Genomic DNA, 18,021 nt, shown 5'->3' with positions numbered 1-18,021 from the left:
TTCGAGGAGGATTTCCGATGCGCGACATGATGGGCCTGATGAAGCAGGCACAGCAGATGCAGCAGAAGATGGCCGACATGCAGGCCGAGCTCGACTTGATCGAGGTCGAGGGCGCTGCCGGCGGCGGCATGGTCACGGTCACGATGACGGCCAAGGGCGCGCTCAAGGGCGTGAAGATCGATCCGAGCCTGATGGTGCCGGACGAGCGCGAGATCCTCGAGGATCTGATCGTCGCCGCGGCCAACGACGCCCGCACCCGCGGCGAACGCGTCATGCAGGAGCGGATGGCCGAGGTCACCAAGGGCCTGCCGATCCCGCCCGGCATGAAGCTGTTTTGAGCATGGCGCGAGCCATCCGGAATGACGGGGTAGCGTGATGTCCCGCGCCATTGCCGGTCCCGAGATCGAAAGGCTGATCCAGCTCCTGGCCAAGCTTCCGGGGCTCGGGCCGCGCTCGGCAAGGCGCGCTGCGCTGCATCTCGTCAAGAAGCGCGAGCAGTTGCTCGGCCCGCTCTCCGAGGCGATGGCGGTGGCGCGCGAACGCATCGTCGTCTGCGCCCGCTGCGGCAATGTCGATACCAGCGACCCCTGCGGCCTCTGCACCGATCCGCGCCGCGACGATGGGCTGATCGTCGTCGTCGCCGATATCTCCGATCTCTGGGCGCTGGAGCGCTCGGGCGCGGTGTCCGGCCGCTATCACGTGCTCGGCGGCGTGCTCTCGGCGCTCGACGGCGTCCGGCCCGAGCATCTCTCGCTCGACGCGCTGGTGGAGCGCGCCTCCGATCCGGCGGTGAAGGAGCTCATCCTCGCGCTCAGCGCCACGGTCGACGGCCAGACCACGGCGCATTTCATCACCGATCTCCTGGCGCATCTGCCGGTCAAGGTGACCAGGCTCGCCCATGGCGTGCCCGTCGGCGGCGAGCTCGACTATCTCGACGACGGCACGCTCGCCGCCGCCATCCGCCAGCGCACGGGGTTCTGAGAGCCCCCGTCATTCTCGGGTGAAGCGAAGCGCAGACCCGAGAATCTCAGGCCGAAAGAGACGCGGGAGCTTTCTTGTCACGAGATGCTCGGGTGAAGCCCGAGCATGACGGCCAAGCTGAAGCGCCCTCAGAACTTGTAGGCGACGCTGGCGCGGGCGCTGTGGCTCGACAGTTCCTGCGATCCGCTCAGGCCCGGGAAGGCGCCGGAGCTGGCGAAGCGGTTCCGGCCGAAATCGGTGTAGCGGTATTCGGCGCCGAGGATCAGATGGTCGGTGAAGGCGAAATTGACGCCGGCGCCGACATTCCAGCCGGTGCGGGCGCTGGTCAGCCGCTCGCCGAAGCCTGCGCCGGGCGCGAAGATGCGCCGCTCGTATTCCGTGAAAGAGACACCGCCGGTGCCGTAGACCATCCAGCGGTCGAACGCGAGACCGAGACGGGCGCGGGCCGAGCCCTGCCAGTCCTGGCTGACGCGGGCGGAGAGGCCGATTCCGTCGAACCGGCTGCGGCTGTTCAGCGCTTCGACATCGCCCTCGACGCCGAGCACGATGCCGCCGAGCTGGTAGTTGAAGCCGGCATGGGCGCCGCCGAAGGCAGAATCCGCGCCGACGCGGAAGCTGACGGGTGCGAAGGCCCCTCCGGGCGCACTCATCCGCACGCGGCTGTCGCCCCAGGCATAGCCACCCTGGAGGCCCGCATAGAACCCGGTCCAGGAATAGAGCGCCGGCAGGTCCGGGGCCGGCGGCAGCGCGACCTTGCTCAGGTCGGCTGCTCCGGCCGCGCCCGACAGCAGGATCGCGAGGGCCGTCAGGCCGGTTCTGAAGAGCTTCGTCATCGGGCTTTCCGCTGGATGGAACAGCGTCGGCCGCTCGCGGCCGCGCCCCGTCATAACGAAGCATTAAGGTTAACAATCGGCTAAGCCGCCCCTTGACCGGCCTGTTGCCGGAACGATTGCGGACGCGGCCGGTTGCCCTCAAGCTGCGATGGCAACACTGGCGGAGCGTGAATCCCGACATGGCTTTCCTCAAACGGATCACGGGCGCGGCCGGGATCGGGGTCGCGCTCGGCTATCTGTCGGGCGTGGTGGCCGACAAGCTCGGGCGTCGTCGGGAGGAAGCGGTGCGCGGCCGGCTGGCGAAGACGCCGCTGCAGATGACCTGGCTCGGCTGGAAGGACGTGCTCCTGCGCTTCATCGGCAATGTCGCCGAGAACCGCCTCTCGTCGCTTGCGGGCGCGGTCGCCTTCTTCACCCTGCTCTCGCTCGTGCCGGCCTTGTCGCTGCTGGTCACGATCTACCGCTATTTCACCGACCCCGCGACCATCGCCGAGCAGCTCGACGCGGTCACGACGATGTTCCCGCAGGCCGCGCGCGAACTGATCCACGAGCAGGCGACGCGGCTCTCGACCCAGTCCGGCTTCGGTCTGTCGCTGACCTTCTATGTCAGCCTGGGCGTCGCGACCTGGTCGGCCAATGCCGCGGTGAAGGCGCTCTTCGATGCGTTGAACATCATCTATCGCGAGGCCGAGAAGCGCAGCTTCCTCAAGCTCAACGCGATCTCGCTGTTCACCACGGTCAGCGGCGTCGTCCTGCTCACGGCCGCCCTGATCGCCATCGCCAGCCTGCCGCTGGTGACCGCGCTCTTCCCCTTCCACTCCGAGCTCGAACGGCTGATCCGGCTCGTCCGCTGGCCGTCCTTCTTCGTCATGGCGACGCTCTCGATCGCGGTTCTCTACTGGATCGGCCCGAGCCGCGAGCGCATGCGCTTCATCTGGGTCATGCCCGGCGCCATCGCCGCGGCCTTGTTCTGGGGCGCAGCCTCCTACCTGTTCTCCTGGTATGTCTCGACGCTCGGCAACTACACGGCGGCCTATGGCTCGCTTGCGACCGTCGTGGTGTTCATGACCTGGCTCTGGCTTTCGGCGACGATCGTGCTGGCGGGGGCCGAGCTCAATGCCGAGCTCGAACACCAGACGGAGCATGACACCACCACGGGTCGGCCGAAGCCGCTCGGCCAGCGCGGCGCCACGATGGCCGACCGGGTCGGCCCGGCAAGGGCGGAGTGATGCTCGATCCCCAGACCACGCGCCAGGATGATCTGCGCACCGGCACGGGGCCCTGGCGCCCGCTTCTGCAACGCCCCGTGGGACGAGAGCTTGAAGCGGATACGCGCTGCGATGTCGCGATCACCGGCAGCGGCATTACGGGCGCGCTGGCCGCCGAGCACCTCACGGCGATGGGCCGCGATGTCGTCTTGATCGACCGCGAGCGCGAAGGTTTTGGCAGCACGGCAGCCTCGACCGCGATGCTGCAATGGGAGATCGATCTCAAACTGTCCGAACTTGCGGCGCTCTACGGCTTTACCGCCGCCGCCGAGGTCTATCGCTTGAGCTTCCAGGCCGTCGAGGGCTTGCGCAATCTGGTCGGCGAACTCGCGCTGCCCTGTGGCTTCGCGCCCCGCCAGACCGTCTACCTCGCGGCGGGCGAGAGCGGCCCGCGCGAGTTGCTGGATGAGATGACGGCACGCGAGCGCGCCGGCCTTCCGGGCAGCTTCCTCGAGCACGCCGCTTTGCGCGCGGCCTTCGGCTTCGACCGGGCGGCGGCCATCGTCTCGCCGGGCTCGGCCGAGGCCGATCCGCTCAGCCTCTGCCACGGACTCCTCGCGACAGCCGTGCGGCGCGGGGCGAGGCTCATCCGCGACGAGGCGGTGGGCTTCGACGGCGCCGGTCGTTCGGCGGCGGTCTCCCTCGCCAGTGGGCGGGTCGTCGAGGCCGACCGGATCGTGCTCGCCACCGGCTATGTCATGCCCGATATCGTCAGCGACGACCTGCACCGTGTCGCGTCGAGCTGGGCGATCGCGACGCTGCCGCAAGCGCCGCAGGCGCTCTGGCCCGGCCCGGCGCTCGTCTGGGAGGCATCGGAGGATTACTGCTACTGCCGCACGACCACCGACGGCCGCATCGTCTTCGGCGGCGAGGATGAGGATTTCGACGATCCCGACCGGCGGGAAGCCCTCGGCCCGGAAAAGGCGAAGGCGCTGCAGGCGCGGCTGCACGCTCTCGTTCCGCAGGCCAGCCTCGATCTCGACCAGGCCTGGTCGGGAGCCTTCGGCCAGACCGAGGATGGTTTGCCCTTGATCGGGCGGGTGCCCGGCCATCCGCGCCTGCTCGCAGCCTATGGCTATGGCGGGAACGGCATCACCTTCAGTTTCTTGGCCTCGCGCCTGATCGGCGCGCTGGTCGAGGGGCGCGAGGAAGGCTGGTTCCGCCATTTCGCCATCGATCGGCCGCGCCCCGGCTGAGCGCGCATCATTGCAGCCTTGCAATCACGGCCTTGCCGGCCGGGTGGGCGACAAGGCGCGGGAGAAGCGCCATTTTAAGGATGCGGCCGGCATGGCCGCCGCGAAAGGATTTTCCCATGGTCGCAACGATCGAGCGGACGGCCTCCGCCACCACCCTCGAAGCGCACAAGGCGCCGGTCTTCATCGGTGCGGTGACGCTGCGGGTGCACGATCTCCCGGCTCTCACAGCCTATTACCGCGATGCGATCGGCCTCGGCCTGATCCGCCAGGATGCGACGAGCGCTGAACTCGGCACGGGCGGGCGCGTGCTCGTCCGTCTGGAAGCGGGCGCGGCCCGGCCGACCTCGGCCGCCGGCCTGTTCCATCTCGCCATCCTGCTGCCATCGCGGCGCGATCTCGCCAACTGGCTGAAGCATGCCGCGGTCACGCGCATCCCGCTCGAAGGCGCCTCCGACCATCTCGTCAGCGAGGCGCTCTATCTCTCCGATCCCGAGGGCAACGGCATCGAGATCTATCGCGACCGCAAGCGCGCGGAATGGCCGCGCAAGCCCGATGGCGGTATCGCCATGGCGACAGAGCGGCTCGATCTCGACAAGCTGCTGAGCGAGGCCGACGAGGCGGCCTATGCCGGCATGCCGGCGGGTACCGGGATGGGCCATATCCATCTGCGCGTCGGCGACACGGCTGCGGCGGAAGCCTTCTATCGCGACCTGCTCGGCTTCGACCTGATGGTGCATTATCCCGGTGCGAGCTTCCTCGCCAGCGGCGGCTATCACCATCATATCGCCGGCAATATCTGGGGCAGCCGCGGTGCCGGTCCGCGCCAGCCGGGCGAGGCAGGGCTCGATCGCTTCGAACTGATCGCGCGCGATGAGACCGATTTCGCGGCGATGCGGCAGCGTATCCTGGCGGCCGGGGGCAGCGAGGCCGACGGCGTGCCGACGGTCACCGACCCCTGGAACAACCGGCTGGTTCTGGTGCGCTGAAGAGCGCCTAGCGCGTCAGCAGATGCGAGCGGCGCGTTCCGCTCGTATCCGGCTTGAAGCCGTTCGCCTCCCAGAAGGCGTTCGCGCGCGGATCGGCGGCGCGCAGCGAAAGCCGCGGCGCGAGGTCCAGTCCCTGCTGAATCAGAGCCCCGGCCAGCACGCGCCCGATGCCGGCGCCGCGATGCAGCGGCCGGACATAGACATGCCGGACGCGCAGCAGATCGGGCGCGGGATCGTAAGGGTCGGGCGTCAGCGCGCCGATGCCGGCGAGTTCGCTTTCGTGGAAGGCGGCGAAGGTGACGAAACGCTCGTCTCCGTCATCATAATGGCCGGCGAGCCATTCCTCGTGCAGTCCCTCGACGAAGCGGTAGCTTTCCGCGCTTGCTTCCTGACGCAGGGCCTCGAAATCGTCCGGCAGGCTCTCCGCCAGCCGGACGATCTGGATGGTTGTTGCAGTCACAGACCCTCGAACAGGGCGCTGGAGATGTAGCGCTCGGCGAAGGAGGGGATGATCACCACGATGGTCTTGCCGGCATTCTCCGGCTTGGCGCCGATTTCGAGCGCTGCAGCGACGGCTGCGCCGGACGAGATGCCGGCCGGGATGCCCTCGCTCTTGGCGAGCGCGCGGGCCGTCTCGAAGGCGGTCTGGTTGCCGACGGTGACGACCTCGTCGATGATCCCCCGGTCGAGGATGCCCGGCACGAAGCCGGCGCCGAGGCCCTGGATCTTGTGCGGGCCGGCCTGGCCGCCCGACAGGACGGGCGAATCCTCCGGCTCGACCGCGACCATTCTGAGGCCGGGCTTGCGCGGCTTCAGCACCTGGCCGACGCCGGTGATGGTGCCGCCGGTGCCGACGCCGGAGACGATGATGTCGACGCCGCCATCGGTGTCGTTCCAGATCTCCTCGGCGGTGGTCTTGCGGTGGATTTCGGGGTTGTGCGGGTTCTCGAACTGCTGCGGGATGATCGCGCCCGGGATCTCGTTCCTGAGCTCCTCGGCCTTGGCGATGGCGCCGCGCATGCCGCCGGGACCGGGCGTCAGCACGAGCTCGGCGCCGAGCAGGAGCAGCATCTTGCGCCGCTCCAGCGACATCGTCTCCGGCATCACCAGGATCAGGCGGTAGCCGCGCGCGGCGGCGACGAAGGCGAGCGCGATGCCGGTATTGCCGGAGGTCGGCTCGATCAGCGTGCCGCCGGGCTTGAGCGCGCCGGAGGCCTCCAGCGCATCGATCATGTTGACGCCGATGCGGTCCTTCACGCTCGAGATCGGGTTGAAGAACTCGAGCTTGGCCAGGATCGTCGCCTTGACGCCACGCTCGGCCGGCAAGCGGTTGAGCCTGACCAGCGGCGTATCGCCGATCGTGTCGGTGATCGAGTCGTAGATGCGTCCGCGTCCGGGCGCCTTCGTCGATTTCTGTGCTTCGGCCATGACATGACTCCTCTGGACGAGAGAACGTTCGATCCGACGCTAGATCAATTCACAAAATCTGTCGATTAAAGAAATAAATAACATGATTAAATTGTAAAATCAGATCTCTTGCCGGGCTCGCCGAAGACGGCCTTCGCCTGCGCACGCTGGCACAGTTCTTCGACCGTGACCGTGTCCAGTGCGGCCAGGAAGGCGGCCGAGGCCTGCTCCACCTCCGGCCCGATGACCTCGTCGACCAATCGCGATTGCGGTTCCGGCCCGAGCCCTTCCTCGATGGCTTCCTGCATCGCGGCCCGGGCGATGTCGCCGGCCGTGATCTTGCGCCGCTCGCGGGCGAGCTCGTAGCCGCCGCGCGGGCCGCGCACGCCCTTGAGGATGCCGACGCGCACCAGCGTCTGCAGCAGGGTTTCGAGATGGCGCGGCGGCAGCGCATGCCGGGCCGCGAGCAGCTTGGCCGCGACCGGCTGCGGCCTTGCATGCAAGGCGATATCGACCACGGCGGCGATGGCGAGCAGGCTGCGGCGCGAGAGCAGGATCACGGGCGGCCTCCCGCGTTCGCGCCGCCGCTGACGCCGGTCGAGCCGTAGCCGCCGGCGCCGCGCGCGGTCTCATCGAGCATCTCGACTTCCGAAAGCCGGGCATGGCTGACCGGAGCGATGACGAGCTGGGCGATCCGATCGCCGCGCGTGACCGTGAAAGGCTCGCTGCCATGGTTGATCAGCACGACCGAGACCTCGCCGCGATAGTCGCTGTCGACTGTTCCGGGCGCGTTCAGGACAGTGACGCCGTGGCGCAGAGCCAGCCCCGAGCGCGGCCGCACCTGCCCTTCGAAACCCGCGGGCAGTTGCATCGCGAGCCCGGTCGCAACGAGCGTCCGCATGCCGGGCGCGAGCGTGACGGGCTCGCCAATGGCGGCGCGCAGATCGAGCCCCGCCGCGCCTGCCGTCTCATAGGCGGGCAAGGGCAGGTCAGCGCCATGCGGTAGCCGTTGCAGCAGGACAGTGACCATCGTCACTCCGCCTGCCGGGCCGGCGCGAGCCCGGCGATATGGTCGATCAGCCGCGTAGCGACCTCCCCCTTCGGCAGGGTCGGCCAGGTCTCGACGCCGCTCGTCGTGACGAGATGCACGGTATTGGCGTCGCCGCCCATCACGCCGGTGCCGCCGACATCATTGGCGACGATCAGGTCGCAGCCCTTCTTGACGAGCTTGGCGCGGGCATAGTCGATCACGTTCTGCGTCTCGGCGGCAAAACCGACGACCAGCGGCGGGCGCCCGCTCTTGCGATGCGCGACGGTGGCGAGGATGTCGGGGTTCTCGACCAGCGACAGCGGCGGCAGCGCCTTGCCGTCCTTCTTCAGCTTGTCGGAGGCGGCATCCGCCACGCGCCAGTCGGCGACGGCGGCGGCAAAGATCGCGATATCGGCCGGCAGCGCCGTCTCGACGGCGTTGAGCATCTCGCGGGCCGATTCGACATGGATGGTCTCGACCCCGGCCGGATCGGGCAGGCTGACCGGCCCGCTGACCAGCGTGACCCGCGCGCCGGCTGCGGCTGCCGCGGCAGCGATGGCATGGCCCTGCTTCCCGGAGGAGCGGTTGGCGATGTAGCGCACGGGGTCGATCGGCTCATGCGTCGGCCCCGAGGTGATCAGCACATGCCGCCCGGCGAGTGCGCCGGTCGCATGCTCGCCGCCCGGCAGCCGGCCGAGGAAGCCGATGGCGCGCTGCGCATTGGGCTTCTCGCCGGCGAGCGCTAGCTCGATCGCAGCGAGGATTTCCGGCGGCTCGGCCATGCGGCCCGGCCCGCTCTCGCCGCGCTCGGCCATCGCCCCGACATTCGGGCCGACGACCAGAATGCCGTCCTTTTCGAGCTGCGCCATGTTCCGCCGCGTCGCCGGGTGCTGCCACATGCGCGGGTTCATCGCCGGCGCGATCAGCACGCGCTTGTCGGTGGCGAGCAGCGCCGTCGAGGCGAGGTCGTCGGCGAGCCCGTTCGCCATCTTGGCGATCAGGTCGGCGGTGGCGGGCGCGACCACGACGAGGTCGGTCGAGCGCGAGAGCTGGATATGGCCGATATCGGCCTCATCCGTCAGCGAGAACATGTCGGTGAAGCAGCGCTCGCCCGCCAGCGACGAGACGGTGAGCGGCGTCACGAACTGCTCGCCGGCCTTGGTCACGATGCAGCGCGAGGCGATGCCGCGATCCTTCAATCGGCGGATGACCTCCAGCATCTTGTAGGCGGCGATGCCGCCGCCGATGATCAGGAGAACGGAGCGGGAAGCGGACAAAACGGCTCCTCGGGCAGCGCGAATGGCGAACTGTCCGTTACGTAGCACCAGCCGCGCCGCGCTGTCATGCGCCGCGCGTTGTCCGGTCTTCCTCAGGTGCGGGGCAGATCGGGCACCTTGTAGGCTGTCGTCGCCTTGATCCGCTCCATCGCGAAGCGCGAGGTCACGTTCTTGAGCGGGATCGTCTCGATCAGCTTCTTGTAGAAGCCGTCATAGGCGGCCATGTCGGCGACGACGACGCGCAGCATGTAATCGACATCGCCCGCCATCCGGTAGAACTCCATCACCTCCGGCATCGCCGCGACCATCTGGGCGAACTTGTCCAGCCACGGGCCGGAATGGTCCGCCGTCTCGATTTGGACGAAGACGGTGAGCCCGAGCCCGATCTTCTCGGGTGCCACCAGGGCGACGCGCTTCAGGATCACGCCGGCCTGTTCGAGCTTCTGGATGCGCTTCCAGCATGGGGTCTGCGAGAGCCCGACGCGGTCGGCAAGCTCCGCGATCGAGATATTCGCGTCCGCCTGGAGCACGGTGAGGATCTTGCGGTCTATGGCGTCCATTCTCTCAAGCTCGCTATCTGGAGAAATTCAGTTCGCAGATTTCGCAAGAAAGAGATGAAATATCTTTTTCCAGCTGATCTATTGCATCCAGATAGAAAATCCTTTTCTCAATCTGTCAATGGGGGCTCGTTCGGGCCTGTTTTCGAGAAGGATTTGAACGATGGATCGCCGCCAGTTCCTCATCGCCGGGTCGAGCCTCGCGGCGGCCATGCCCTTCGCCGGCCCGGCCCGTGCCCAGAGCGTCGCCGCGCGTGTCGGCTACATCCCCGTCGTCGGTACGGCGCCGTTCTTCGTCGCCAATGGCGAGGGCTGGCTCAAGCAGGGCGGCATCGACGTCGCGGTCACCGTCTTCGAATCCGGCCCGAACATGATCCAGGCGCTCGCGTCGGGCACGATCGATGTCTACGTCGCCGGCGTTGCGCCGCTCGCCGTCGCCCGCTCGCGCGGCATCGACATCCGCGTCGTCGCCTCGACCGCGATCGGTGAGAACGTGGTCGTCAGCGCGCCCTCCCTGACCAAGTTCTTCACGGCCGGCACCAGTGCCGCCGCGGCCTTCAAGGCCTTCCGCGCCGCCACCGGCAAGGCGGCGCGCCTCGCCACCCAGCCGGCGGGCTCGGTGCCGAACACGACGCTGCAATACTGGCTCTGGGAGGTCGCGAAGGTCGACAAGGCCGATGTCGAGATCGTGCCGATGGGCATCGACGCGACCCAGCAGGCGATCCTGGCCGGCGCGGTCGATGGCGGCTCCGTCCGCGAGCCGGCGCTGACGATCCTCCAGACCCGCAACCCGCAGATCAAGCTGATTGCCGGCGGCGAGGAGGTCTTCCCGGGCCAGCCCGGCACGGTCGTCGCCGTCTCCGGCGCCTTCGCCACCAAGAATCCGCAGGCCGTGCAGAACCTCGTCTCCGGCCTCGTCAAGGCGGCCGCGCTGATCAAGGCCGATCCGACGAAGGCTGCGCCCCATGTCGGCGCGGCGCTCGGCAAGGGCATCGTCGATCCCGAGCTGATCCAGAAGGCGCTGGTTTCGCCGGCGAGCCGCTTCGAGATCGACCCGCGCAAGATCATCGAGCCCGCCCGCGCCATGCAGGCCTACCAGGTCAAGCTCGGCTCGCTGGAGAAGGAACTCCCCTTCGACGGATTGTTCGAGACCCAGTACTACGAGCGTGCGGTCAAGGCGGGCGGCTGAGATCGTGACTGCGCTACGGGCCCCGGCCCTCGCCCTTCTGGGCCTCGTCGCCTTCCTCCTGCTCTGGGAGGCGATGCCCTTCTTCGGATGGGTGAATCCGGCCTTCCTGCCGGGGCCGAGCGCCCTGCCGAAGGCCTTCATGCGGGAGCTCTCCTCCGGCGCCTGGCTCTCGGCCATACTGGGTTCGCTCTGGCACTACTTTGTTGGACTCTTCGTCGGCGCCGGTCTCGGCATCGCATTCGGCGTGGCTGTCGGCATGTCCCGGATCGCCGAGGAGGCGACGGCCTGGGTCGTCCGGGTCCTACGCCCGATTCCCGGCCTCGCCTGGGTGCCCTTCGCCATCATCTGGTTCGGCGTCACGCCGGGCGCGGCGGTCTTCATCATCGCCATCGGCGTGTTCTGGATCGTCTTCTTCGCGGCGCAGGGCGCGATCCGCGGCGTCGACCGCGATCTCATCGAGGTCGCCGATGCCTTCGGCTTCCGGTCTCCCTGGCAGCGCCTGTTCAAGATCCTGCTGCCGGCGGCCTTGCCGGGCATCCTCGTCGGCATCAGGACGGCGCTCGGCCAGGCCTGGATGGCGGTGGTCGCGGCCGAGATCTTCGGCGTCGCGGGTGTCGGCCAGCGCATGATGCAGGCGTCGAGCCTGCTCGCGACCGATATCGTCGTGGTCTACATGCTGACGATGGCGGCGCTCTACGGCCTGCTCGACACCGGCTTCGTCGCCTTCCAGAAATGGGTGCTGCGTTGGAAAGCGTGATCGAAATCAAAGGCCTGTCGCTGACCTTCAGGCGCGACGGCGAGGACACCGAAGTCCTGCGCAAGCTCGACCTTTCGGTCGGGCGCGGCGAGTTTTTGGCCATCGTCGGCCCCTCCGGCGTCGGCAAGTCGACCTTGCTGCGCGTCATCGCCGGCCTCGCCAAGCCGAGCGGCGGCGAGGTCGTCATCAACGCGAAGGACAAGGCGCGCCGGCCGGTCGCTCTGGTCTTCCAGGATTCGCGGCTGCTGCCCTGGCGCAAGGTCGTCTCCAATGTCGGCTTCGGGCTCGAAGGCCGAGCGCCCCGTGCCGAGCGTCTCGCCAAGGCGGCGGCGATGCTCGACCTCGTCGGTCTCGCGCCACTCGCTCAGCGCTGGCCGCATCAGCTCTCGGGCGGCCAGCGCCAGCGCGTCTCACTCGCCCGCGCGCTCGCCGTCGAGCCCGAGATTCTGCTGATGGACGAGCCCTTCTCGGCGCTGGACGCCCTGACGCGCGAAAACCTGCAGGACGAGCTGATCCGTGTCTGGCAGCGTACCAGCAAGACCGTGCTCTTCGTCACCCATGATATCGACGAGGCCGCCTATCTCGCCGATCGCGTCGTCGTTCTGTCAGGTGCCCCCGGCCAGATCATCGCCGAACACCGCATCGACGCGAGCCGTCCGCGCAAACGGGGTGCCGCGGCGGAAGCCGGGATCGTGCGCGCGGTCCGCCAGGGCCTCGGCGCCGACATCGTCACGGACGGCGCCGCGATCTGAACGGCCTCGCCTCCCCGTCACCGGGGCGGCGACACCATGGCACGCTGCCTCCCGAAGGCGGATCGCCCAGAATGCCCGCGACCCCGCCTCACTGCCTTGTCATTGGCAGGTGAGGGCGGAATGAGGCATGGGGTCGGGATGTTCAGGGATGGCGACGGCATCATGCGGCGATATCTAGGCAAGCGTTTCCTGCGCGGAGCAGCGCTGGCGCTGGGACTGCTGGTTCCCGGCCTGGCGGTTGCCGCCGAATCCGCTGCCGTCACCTCGCCGCGCGTCACCGCGACCCTTCTTTCGAGCCGCGATGCGGTTGCGCCGGGCGAGCGCTTCAAGCTCGCGCTCGTCCAGAAGCTCGCGCCGCACTGGCATACCTATTGGCTGAACCCCGGCGATTCCGGCGAGCCGACCCAGATCAAATGGGACCTGCCGACCGGCGCCTCCGCCGGCGAGATCCAGTGGCCGGCACCCAAGGCGATCCGGGTCGAGCCTCTCGTCAATTTCGGCTTCGAAGGCACGGTCCTGCTGCCGCTCGAGATCACCGTGCCGGCGGATGCCAGGCCCGGCGAGAATTTTGCCCTGAAGGCTGAGGCGACCTGGCTCGTCTGCGAAAAGATCTGCATTCCCGAGGAAGGCTCCTTCTCGCTGGAGCTCCCGATCGCCGCCGCAAGCGCGGTCGATCAGGCCGCCGAAGGGCGGATCGATGCCGCCGTCGCGGCGCTGCCGAAACCGGCCTCCTTCCGCGGCAAGCTGCGTGATGACGCCGGCAAGCTCGCCCTCGACCTGCCCGGATTGCCGGCCGGCACCGCCGATCTGCGTTTCTTCCCGGTTTCAGACACGCTGATCGAGCATGCCGCCGATCAGCTCCTCGTTGCTGGCGACAAGCCCACCCTGACGCTGACCCGTTCCACCGCCTTCAAGCTCGCGAAGCCGGAAATATCCGGCGTCCTCACCTTTACCGAGGAGGGGACGCCGCGGGCTGTGACGCTGCTCGCCGATGCCGATCCGGCTCTGATGGCGGCAGGTGTGGCAGCGGCGCCTGAAGCGCGCCCGGCCGTGGTGCGGATTCCGATGCCGGCCGAGGGCGCCGACCTGACGCTCTGGGCGGCGCTGGCTTTCGCTTTTGCCGGCGGCCTGATCCTCAACCTGATGCCCTGCGTCCTGCCGGTGCTCTTCATCAAGGCGCTCGGCTTCGCGCAGCTCGCGCATCGCAGCCGTTCGGAGGTCCGGGAGCAGGGCCTGCTCTTCATGGGCGGCGTGCTCATCACCTTCATGGTGCTGGCCGGTGCGGTGATCGCGCTGGGCAGCCTCGGCAGCAGCGTCGGCTGGGGTTTCCAGCTCCAGTCGCCGCCGCTCGTCATCGCGCTGGCGGTGGTGATGGTCCTGATCGGCCTCAACCTGCTCGGCGCCTTCGAGATCGGCACCTCCGTCACCGGCCTCGGCGACGGCCTCGTCAGCCGGGGCGGGCGCCTCGGTGCCTTCATGACCGGTGTGCTCGCGGTCGTGGTCGCGACGCCCTGCACGGCGCCCTTCATGGGGGCGGCTATGGGCTACGCGGTCACGCAGCCGCCGGCCGTCGCCCTCTCCGTCTTCCTCGCACTGGCGGTCGGCTTCGCCCTGCCGGTGGTCGCGCTCTCCTTCGCTCCGGGCCTGCTGCGCCTGCTGCCGAAGCCCGGCCGCTGGATGCTGGTGCTGAAACAGGCCTTCGCCTTCCCGATGTTCGCGACCGCGATCTGGCTGATCTGGGTCGCCTCGGTGCAGAGCGGCCCGCAGGGCGTGCTCGCGGCGCTCGTCGCGGTGCTGGCGGCGGGTTTCGCCGTCTGGCTTATCGGCGTGACGCGCGGATCGTTCGCGCGACGCGCCTTCGGCTCGGTTCTGGCGGCGCTGGTCATGCTCGGCGCCGGCTGGTTCACTGTGCAGAATGCCGTTCCCGGTGCGGCAACCGAGGCGCGGGCCGGCGATGTCGAGGCCTGGTCGCCGGAGCGTGTCGCGGCCCTGCAGGCACAGGGCAAGCCGGTTTTCGTCAACTTCACGGCGGCCTGGTGCATCACCTGCATCGCCAATGAGCGCGTCGCGCTCTCCCGGCAGGAGGTAAAGGACGCCTTCGCCAAGCTCGGCGTCGTCTATCTCAAGGCCGACTGGACCAATCGCGACAGCCGCATCGCCAAGGCGCTGGCCGAGCAGGGCCGCGCCGGCGTGCCGCTCTATCTGTTCTACCCCGCCCGCAAGGAGGCGCAGGCCGAGATCCTGCCGCAGCTCCTGACCGTGGACGGGCTGATCGCCGCGGCCGAGCGTGCGGCCGGGCGCACCACGAAGATGGCAGCGCTGCCATAGGTTTTCGACATCAACCCAGGGAGACAGACATGCAAAGCCTGACCAGACAGACTTTCATCGCCGGCCTCACCCTTGCGGGCCTCGCCTTCCCGGCCGCCGGTTTCGCCCAGGGCGCGGCCAAGGTCGGCGCGCCCGCCCCCGCCTTCCAGGCGGTCGATGTCGAGGGCAAGACGCGCAACCTTTCGGAATTCGCGGGCAAGACGGTGATCCTCGAATGGACCAACCACGACTGCCCCTATGTCCGGAAGCACTACAACAGCGCGACCATGCAGAATCTGCAGAAGGACATGGCCAGGGAGGGCGTGGTCTGGCTCTCGGTGATCTCCTCGCCGCAGGGCGAGCAGGGTCATGTCGATGCCGCCAAGGCGAAGGAACTCACGGTCCAGCGCAACGCCGCGCCGGCCGGGATCCTGCTCGACCCGAACAGCAAGGTCGCGCGGGCCTATGGCGCCCAGACCACCCCGCATATGTACATCATCGATCCCAAGGGCACGCTCGCCTATATGGGCGCGATCGACGACAAGCCGACCTCGGCGGCATCGAGCCTCCAAGGCGCCAAGAGCTATGTCCGCCAGGCCGTCGCCGAGCTCAAGGCCGGCAAGCCGGTCTCGGAAGCCAGCACCAAGGCCTATGGCTGCGTCGTGAAATACGCGCCGCTGAGCTGAGGCCCGTCACCCATCGTGATGAGGAAGCGGCCGGGCCTTGCCCGGCCGTTTTCGTTGGGCGTCTTATTGCGAGCGCGGGCCGAGATCGCGCGGCGCGGCGTTGATCGTGACGATCTGGCCGTTGCGCAGTTCCAGCACGGCGAGCCCGCGTTCGACCTGCCCGTCCGGGCGGAAGCGGAAGACGCCGTCCGCCCCGGCGAAGCCGGAACCGTTGGTCAGCACGGCTTCCGAGAAGCGCTGCGAGCCTTGCGTGCGCGCCAGTGCCGCCGCCAGCGAGACCGCGTCATAGGCCAGCGTCGCGGTGCGGGTCGGCGCGCCGTTGAAGCGCTGCTGATAGCGCCCGGCGAAGGCGTTGAAGCCGGCGGTGTCGGGCGAGGCGAACCAGCCGCCCTGGATCGCCGGCACGCGCGCGATGCCCGCATCGTTCCAGACGCCGGTGCCGAGCGGCTTGACCTTGGCGGGGTTGTAGCCGGCCTCCTGCAGGAGCTGGCCGAGCGTCGGCATGGCGTCGGCGGCGGCCGGCACGAACAGTGCATCGGCCTGGGCGAGCGAGGGCATCAGGCGCTGGATCGCGGCCTTCATCGCAGCCGGGTCCGAGCTGAAGCGCTCGATCGCGGCGACGCGTGCGCCGCGATTGGCGACGGCCTGCTGGAAGGCGGCCTCGACCACCTTGCCATAGGCGGTGTCCGGCACCAGCGCCGCGAAGGACTTGCGGCCCTGCTGGGCGGCATAGCTGATCACGCGGTTGACGTCGTTCTCGGGCGGGAAGGAGAGTAGGTAGACGCCGCGCGAGGCGACGTTGGAATCGCTGGAGAAGGCGATCACCGGCTTGTTGGCGCCGCGTGCCACCTGTCCCGCAGCCTGGACCGAGGGCGCGAAGAGCGGGCCGACGATCAGCTCGGCCCCTTCCGACAGGGCTTCCTGCGCGGCGGCGCGGGCGCCGTCCGGCGTGCCGCGATCGTCCTTGACCAGCAGGGTCAGGTCGGCATTCGGGAATTCGGCCAGCGCCATCTCGGCGGCGTTCTTGAGCGAATTGCCGACGACCGCGCCCTGGCCCTCGGCGGTCAGCGGCAGGATCAGGCCGACCTTGACCTTGCCGGTGCCGATGGTCTGCCCGGTCGGCGCGGCGCCGCCGGCTGCGGGCGTGCCCGAATCGAAGCCCGGCAGGCCCGAGGTGCCGCCGCCGCAGGCGGCGAGCGCAAGCGGCAGCAGGACCGCAAAGGCCCGTGTCTTGAACCGCAGGATCGGTGCGAGGTGCCGATGATACAACACGGGCGATCTCCAGTCGTGACCGGGCCGGCGAAACGCGGCCCGGCGATGGGTCCTGTGGAACCGATATGCCCCCGGACCTCTCGTGCCAGTCCGGAAGCCTATTTTCAAGTTGTTAACTATGGGTTGCACCGGTGCGGGCGTTCCCCGCCATGGCGCCGCTGCGGCGGCTGTGGCAGCGTGATCGGATGTCGAACACTGCCGCCCCCCCCCGCGCTCCCAGCTATACCGCTTTCGGCCTGAGGGCCGAGGCCGAGCCGCTGGCGCCGGGCCTCCACATCGTCGCAACGCCGATCGGCAACCTCCGCGACATCTCGTTCAGGGCGCTGGCGACGCTCGCCGCCGCCGATGCGATCCTGGCCGAGGACACCCGGACGTCGAAGACGCTGCTGGCGCATTACGGGATATCGACGCCGCTCCTGCCCTACCACGAGCACAATGCCGCGCAGATGCGTCCGAAGGTGCTGGCGAAGCTGCGCGAGGGCGGCAAGCTCGCCCTGATCTCGGATGCCGGCACGCCGCTGGTCTCGGACCCCGGCTACAAGCTCGTCGCCGAACTGGTGGCCGAGGGCCTGCCCGTCACCGGCATTCCCGGCCCCTCCGCCGTGCTGGCGGCGCTGGTGCTGGCCGGCCTGCCGACCGACCGCTTCTTCTTCGAGGGTTTTTTGCCACCGAAATCGGGTGGGCGTCGCACGCGATTGACCGAACTCGCCGCCATTCCCGGCACGCTGGTCTTCTTCGAATCGCCCCGCCGCCTCGCCGAGATGCTGGCTGACGCCGCCGCCGTGCTCGGCGCGAGGCCCGGCGCCGTCGCGCGTGAGCTCACCAAGTTCTACGAGACGGTCCGGCGCGGCACGCTTCCCGAACTCGCCGCCCATTACGATGGCGAAGAGGAGGCGCGCGGCGAGATCGTCGTGATCATCGGTCCGCCCGGCGCCGCCGATCTCGTTCCAACCGACGAGGCGATCGACGAGCGTTTGCGCGCGGCACTGGCGAAGGTCTCGCTGAAGGAAGCCGTGGCGCAGGTCGCCGCCGAGACCGGTCAGCCCCGCCGCAAGGTCTATGCCCGCGCGCTCGAACTGACCCGCGACGATCCGTGACCAGGGCCGGCACCGATCCGGGCGGGCGCAGCCATAAGGCAAAGCGCTCCGGCCTGACCGGACGCCGCGCCGAATGGCTCGCCATCCTCTGGCTGACGGCGAAGGGCTATCGCCTGCTGGAGCGCCGTTTCGGCGGCAAGGGCGGCGAGATCGACCTCGTCATGAAGCGCGGCCGCACCATCGCCTTCGTCGAGGTCAAGGCGCGTAGGCACCTCGATGACGCCATGATCGCGATCACCCCGGAAAAGCAGCGCCTCGTCGAGCGGCGCATAAGGCATTGGCTTTCGCGCAATGCCTGGGCCGCCAACCATCATCTGCGCGCCGACGCGGTGTTCCTGGCGCCCTGGCGCCGGCCGCGCCATGTGCCGGCCGCCTTCGCGCTTGTCCTCTGACGCAAGGCCACCCACTTGCAGGAACCCGGTCCGC

Annotated in this window: 20 protein-coding genes; 12 read left to right on the top strand and 8 right to left on the bottom strand. The window is 68.8% G+C overall.

Translation table 11 applies throughout. The features are described from left to right. The first annotated feature begins 17 nt into the window (after positions 1-17). Together AC1RLU_RS21645 and recR are read left to right on the top strand one after the other, a co-directional pair. On the top strand, positions 18-338 hold the full coding sequence (locus tag AC1RLU_RS21645) for a YbaB/EbfC family nucleoid-associated protein (RefSeq protein WP_061970995.1): 321 nt from the start codon (positions 18-20) through the stop codon (positions 336-338). 37 nt (positions 339-375) lie between these two features. Continuing rightward, positions 376-981 carry a recombination mediator RecR gene (gene recR, locus AC1RLU_RS21640; protein ID WP_061970993.1) on the top strand — a complete coding sequence of 202 codons (606 nt, stop codon included), beginning with the start codon at positions 376-378 and terminating at the stop codon, positions 979-981. 128 nt (positions 982-1,109) lie between these two features. Here the strand turns inward: recR and AC1RLU_RS21635 are convergent, their stop codons facing one another. Next, the gene (locus AC1RLU_RS21635; protein ID WP_162766197.1) at positions 1,110-1,814 is read right to left on the bottom strand and encodes an outer membrane protein; all 705 of its coding nucleotides are present in this window, start codon (positions 1,812-1,814) and stop codon (positions 1,110-1,112) included. A 179-nt stretch (positions 1,815-1,993) separates the two neighbouring features. Here AC1RLU_RS21635 and AC1RLU_RS21630 point away from each other — a divergent pair, with 179 nt between their 5' ends. The 3 genes from AC1RLU_RS21630 (at position 1,994) to AC1RLU_RS21620 (ending at position 5,264) form a co-directional block, all read left to right on the top strand. Continuing rightward, a complete protein-coding gene (locus AC1RLU_RS21630) occupies positions 1,994-3,043 on the top strand; it encodes a YihY/virulence factor BrkB family protein (protein ID WP_492798135.1) in 1,050 nt (349 codons plus the stop codon). Beyond that, positions 3,043-4,278, top strand: a complete 1,236-nt coding sequence (locus AC1RLU_RS21625) for an NAD(P)/FAD-dependent oxidoreductase (protein WP_492798133.1) — start codon at positions 3,043-3,045, stop codon at positions 4,276-4,278. Before AC1RLU_RS21630 ends, AC1RLU_RS21625 begins: the two co-directional genes overlap by 1 nt. Before the next feature lie 116 nt (positions 4,279-4,394). Next, positions 4,395-5,264 carry a VOC family protein gene (locus tag AC1RLU_RS21620; RefSeq protein WP_492798131.1) on the top strand — a complete coding sequence of 290 codons (870 nt, stop codon included), beginning with the start codon at positions 4,395-4,397 and terminating at the stop codon, positions 5,262-5,264. Between the two features lie 7 nt (positions 5,265-5,271). Here AC1RLU_RS21620 and AC1RLU_RS21615 read toward each other — a convergent pair whose 3' ends face one another. The 6 genes from AC1RLU_RS21615 to AC1RLU_RS21590 form a co-directional block, all read right to left on the bottom strand. Then, the gene (locus AC1RLU_RS21615; protein WP_492798129.1) at positions 5,272-5,724 is read right to left on the bottom strand and encodes a GNAT family N-acetyltransferase; all 453 of its coding nucleotides are present in this window, start codon (positions 5,722-5,724) and stop codon (positions 5,272-5,274) included. Further along, on the bottom strand, positions 5,721-6,692 hold the full coding sequence (gene cysK, locus AC1RLU_RS21610) for a cysteine synthase A (protein WP_492798128.1): 972 nt from the start codon (positions 6,690-6,692) through the stop codon (positions 5,721-5,723). Before cysK ends, AC1RLU_RS21615 begins: the two co-directional genes overlap by 4 nt. A gap of 86 nt (positions 6,693-6,778) precedes the next feature. Further along, entirely contained in the window at positions 6,779-7,231 is a 453-nt protein-coding gene (locus tag AC1RLU_RS21605) for an RrF2 family transcriptional regulator (RefSeq protein ID WP_492798126.1), read from the bottom strand. Then, positions 7,228-7,701, bottom strand: a complete 474-nt coding sequence (dut, locus tag AC1RLU_RS21600) for a dUTP diphosphatase (protein WP_492798124.1) — start codon at positions 7,699-7,701, stop codon at positions 7,228-7,230. Before dut ends, AC1RLU_RS21605 begins: the two co-directional genes overlap by 4 nt. Positions 7,702-7,703: 2 nt before the next feature. Then, positions 7,704-8,978, bottom strand: coding sequence for a phosphopantothenoylcysteine decarboxylase domain-containing protein (locus tag AC1RLU_RS21595; RefSeq protein ID WP_492798122.1), 1,275 nt, complete (start codon positions 8,976-8,978; stop codon positions 7,704-7,706). A 92-nt stretch (positions 8,979-9,070) separates the two neighbouring features. Next, complete coding sequence (locus AC1RLU_RS21590) at positions 9,071-9,538, bottom strand: Lrp/AsnC family transcriptional regulator (RefSeq protein ID WP_061970980.1); 468 nt, start codon at positions 9,536-9,538, stop codon at positions 9,071-9,073. Positions 9,539-9,698: 160 nt separating this feature from the next. Here AC1RLU_RS21590 and AC1RLU_RS21585 point away from each other — a divergent pair, with 160 nt between their 5' ends. The 5 genes from AC1RLU_RS21585 (at position 9,699) to AC1RLU_RS21565 (ending at position 15,226) form a co-directional block, all read left to right on the top strand. Then, positions 9,699-10,724 carry an ABC transporter substrate-binding protein gene (locus AC1RLU_RS21585; RefSeq protein WP_492798120.1) on the top strand — a complete coding sequence of 342 codons (1,026 nt, stop codon included), beginning with the start codon at positions 9,699-9,701 and terminating at the stop codon, positions 10,722-10,724. 73 nt (positions 10,725-10,797) lie between these two features. After that, on the top strand, positions 10,798-11,481 hold the full coding sequence (locus AC1RLU_RS21580) for an ABC transporter permease (protein WP_413813551.1): 684 nt from the start codon (positions 10,798-10,800) through the stop codon (positions 11,479-11,481). Next, the gene (locus tag AC1RLU_RS21575) at positions 11,457-12,233 is read left to right on the top strand and encodes an ABC transporter ATP-binding protein (RefSeq protein WP_492798118.1); all 777 of its coding nucleotides are present in this window, start codon (positions 11,457-11,459) and stop codon (positions 12,231-12,233) included. The genes AC1RLU_RS21580 and AC1RLU_RS21575 overlap by 25 nt, the downstream gene beginning before the upstream one ends. A 162-nt stretch (positions 12,234-12,395) precedes the next feature. Further along, entirely contained in the window at positions 12,396-14,561 is a 2,166-nt protein-coding gene (locus AC1RLU_RS21570) for a protein-disulfide reductase DsbD family protein (protein WP_492798116.1), read from the top strand. 29 nt (positions 14,562-14,590) lie between these two features. Next, on the top strand, positions 14,591-15,226 hold the full coding sequence (locus AC1RLU_RS21565) for a thioredoxin family protein (protein WP_492798115.1): 636 nt from the start codon (positions 14,591-14,593) through the stop codon (positions 15,224-15,226). A gap of 63 nt (positions 15,227-15,289) precedes the next feature. Here AC1RLU_RS21565 and AC1RLU_RS21560 read toward each other — a convergent pair whose 3' ends face one another. Next, positions 15,290-16,498, bottom strand: coding sequence for a penicillin-binding protein activator (locus tag AC1RLU_RS21560; protein WP_492798114.1), 1,209 nt, complete (start codon positions 16,496-16,498; stop codon positions 15,290-15,292). Between the two features lie 185 nt (positions 16,499-16,683). Between AC1RLU_RS21560 and rsmI the strand changes: the two genes are divergently transcribed. Both rsmI and AC1RLU_RS21550 read left to right on the top strand, forming a co-directional pair. Beyond that, the gene (gene rsmI, locus AC1RLU_RS21555) at positions 16,684-17,595 is read left to right on the top strand and encodes a 16S rRNA (cytidine(1402)-2'-O)-methyltransferase (protein ID WP_492798112.1); all 912 of its coding nucleotides are present in this window, start codon (positions 16,684-16,686) and stop codon (positions 17,593-17,595) included. Continuing rightward, on the top strand, positions 17,592-17,987 hold the full coding sequence (locus tag AC1RLU_RS21550) for a YraN family protein (RefSeq protein WP_492798111.1): 396 nt from the start codon (positions 17,592-17,594) through the stop codon (positions 17,985-17,987). Before rsmI ends, AC1RLU_RS21550 begins: the two co-directional genes overlap by 4 nt. Positions 17,988-18,021: the final 34 nt, after the last annotated feature.

It is taken from the genome of Allobosea sp. GW822-FHT05A11, assembly GCF_058800455.1.
The sequence above is the reverse complement of the archived record's forward strand: the minus strand, read 5'-3'. Positions and strand labels throughout refer to the sequence as shown.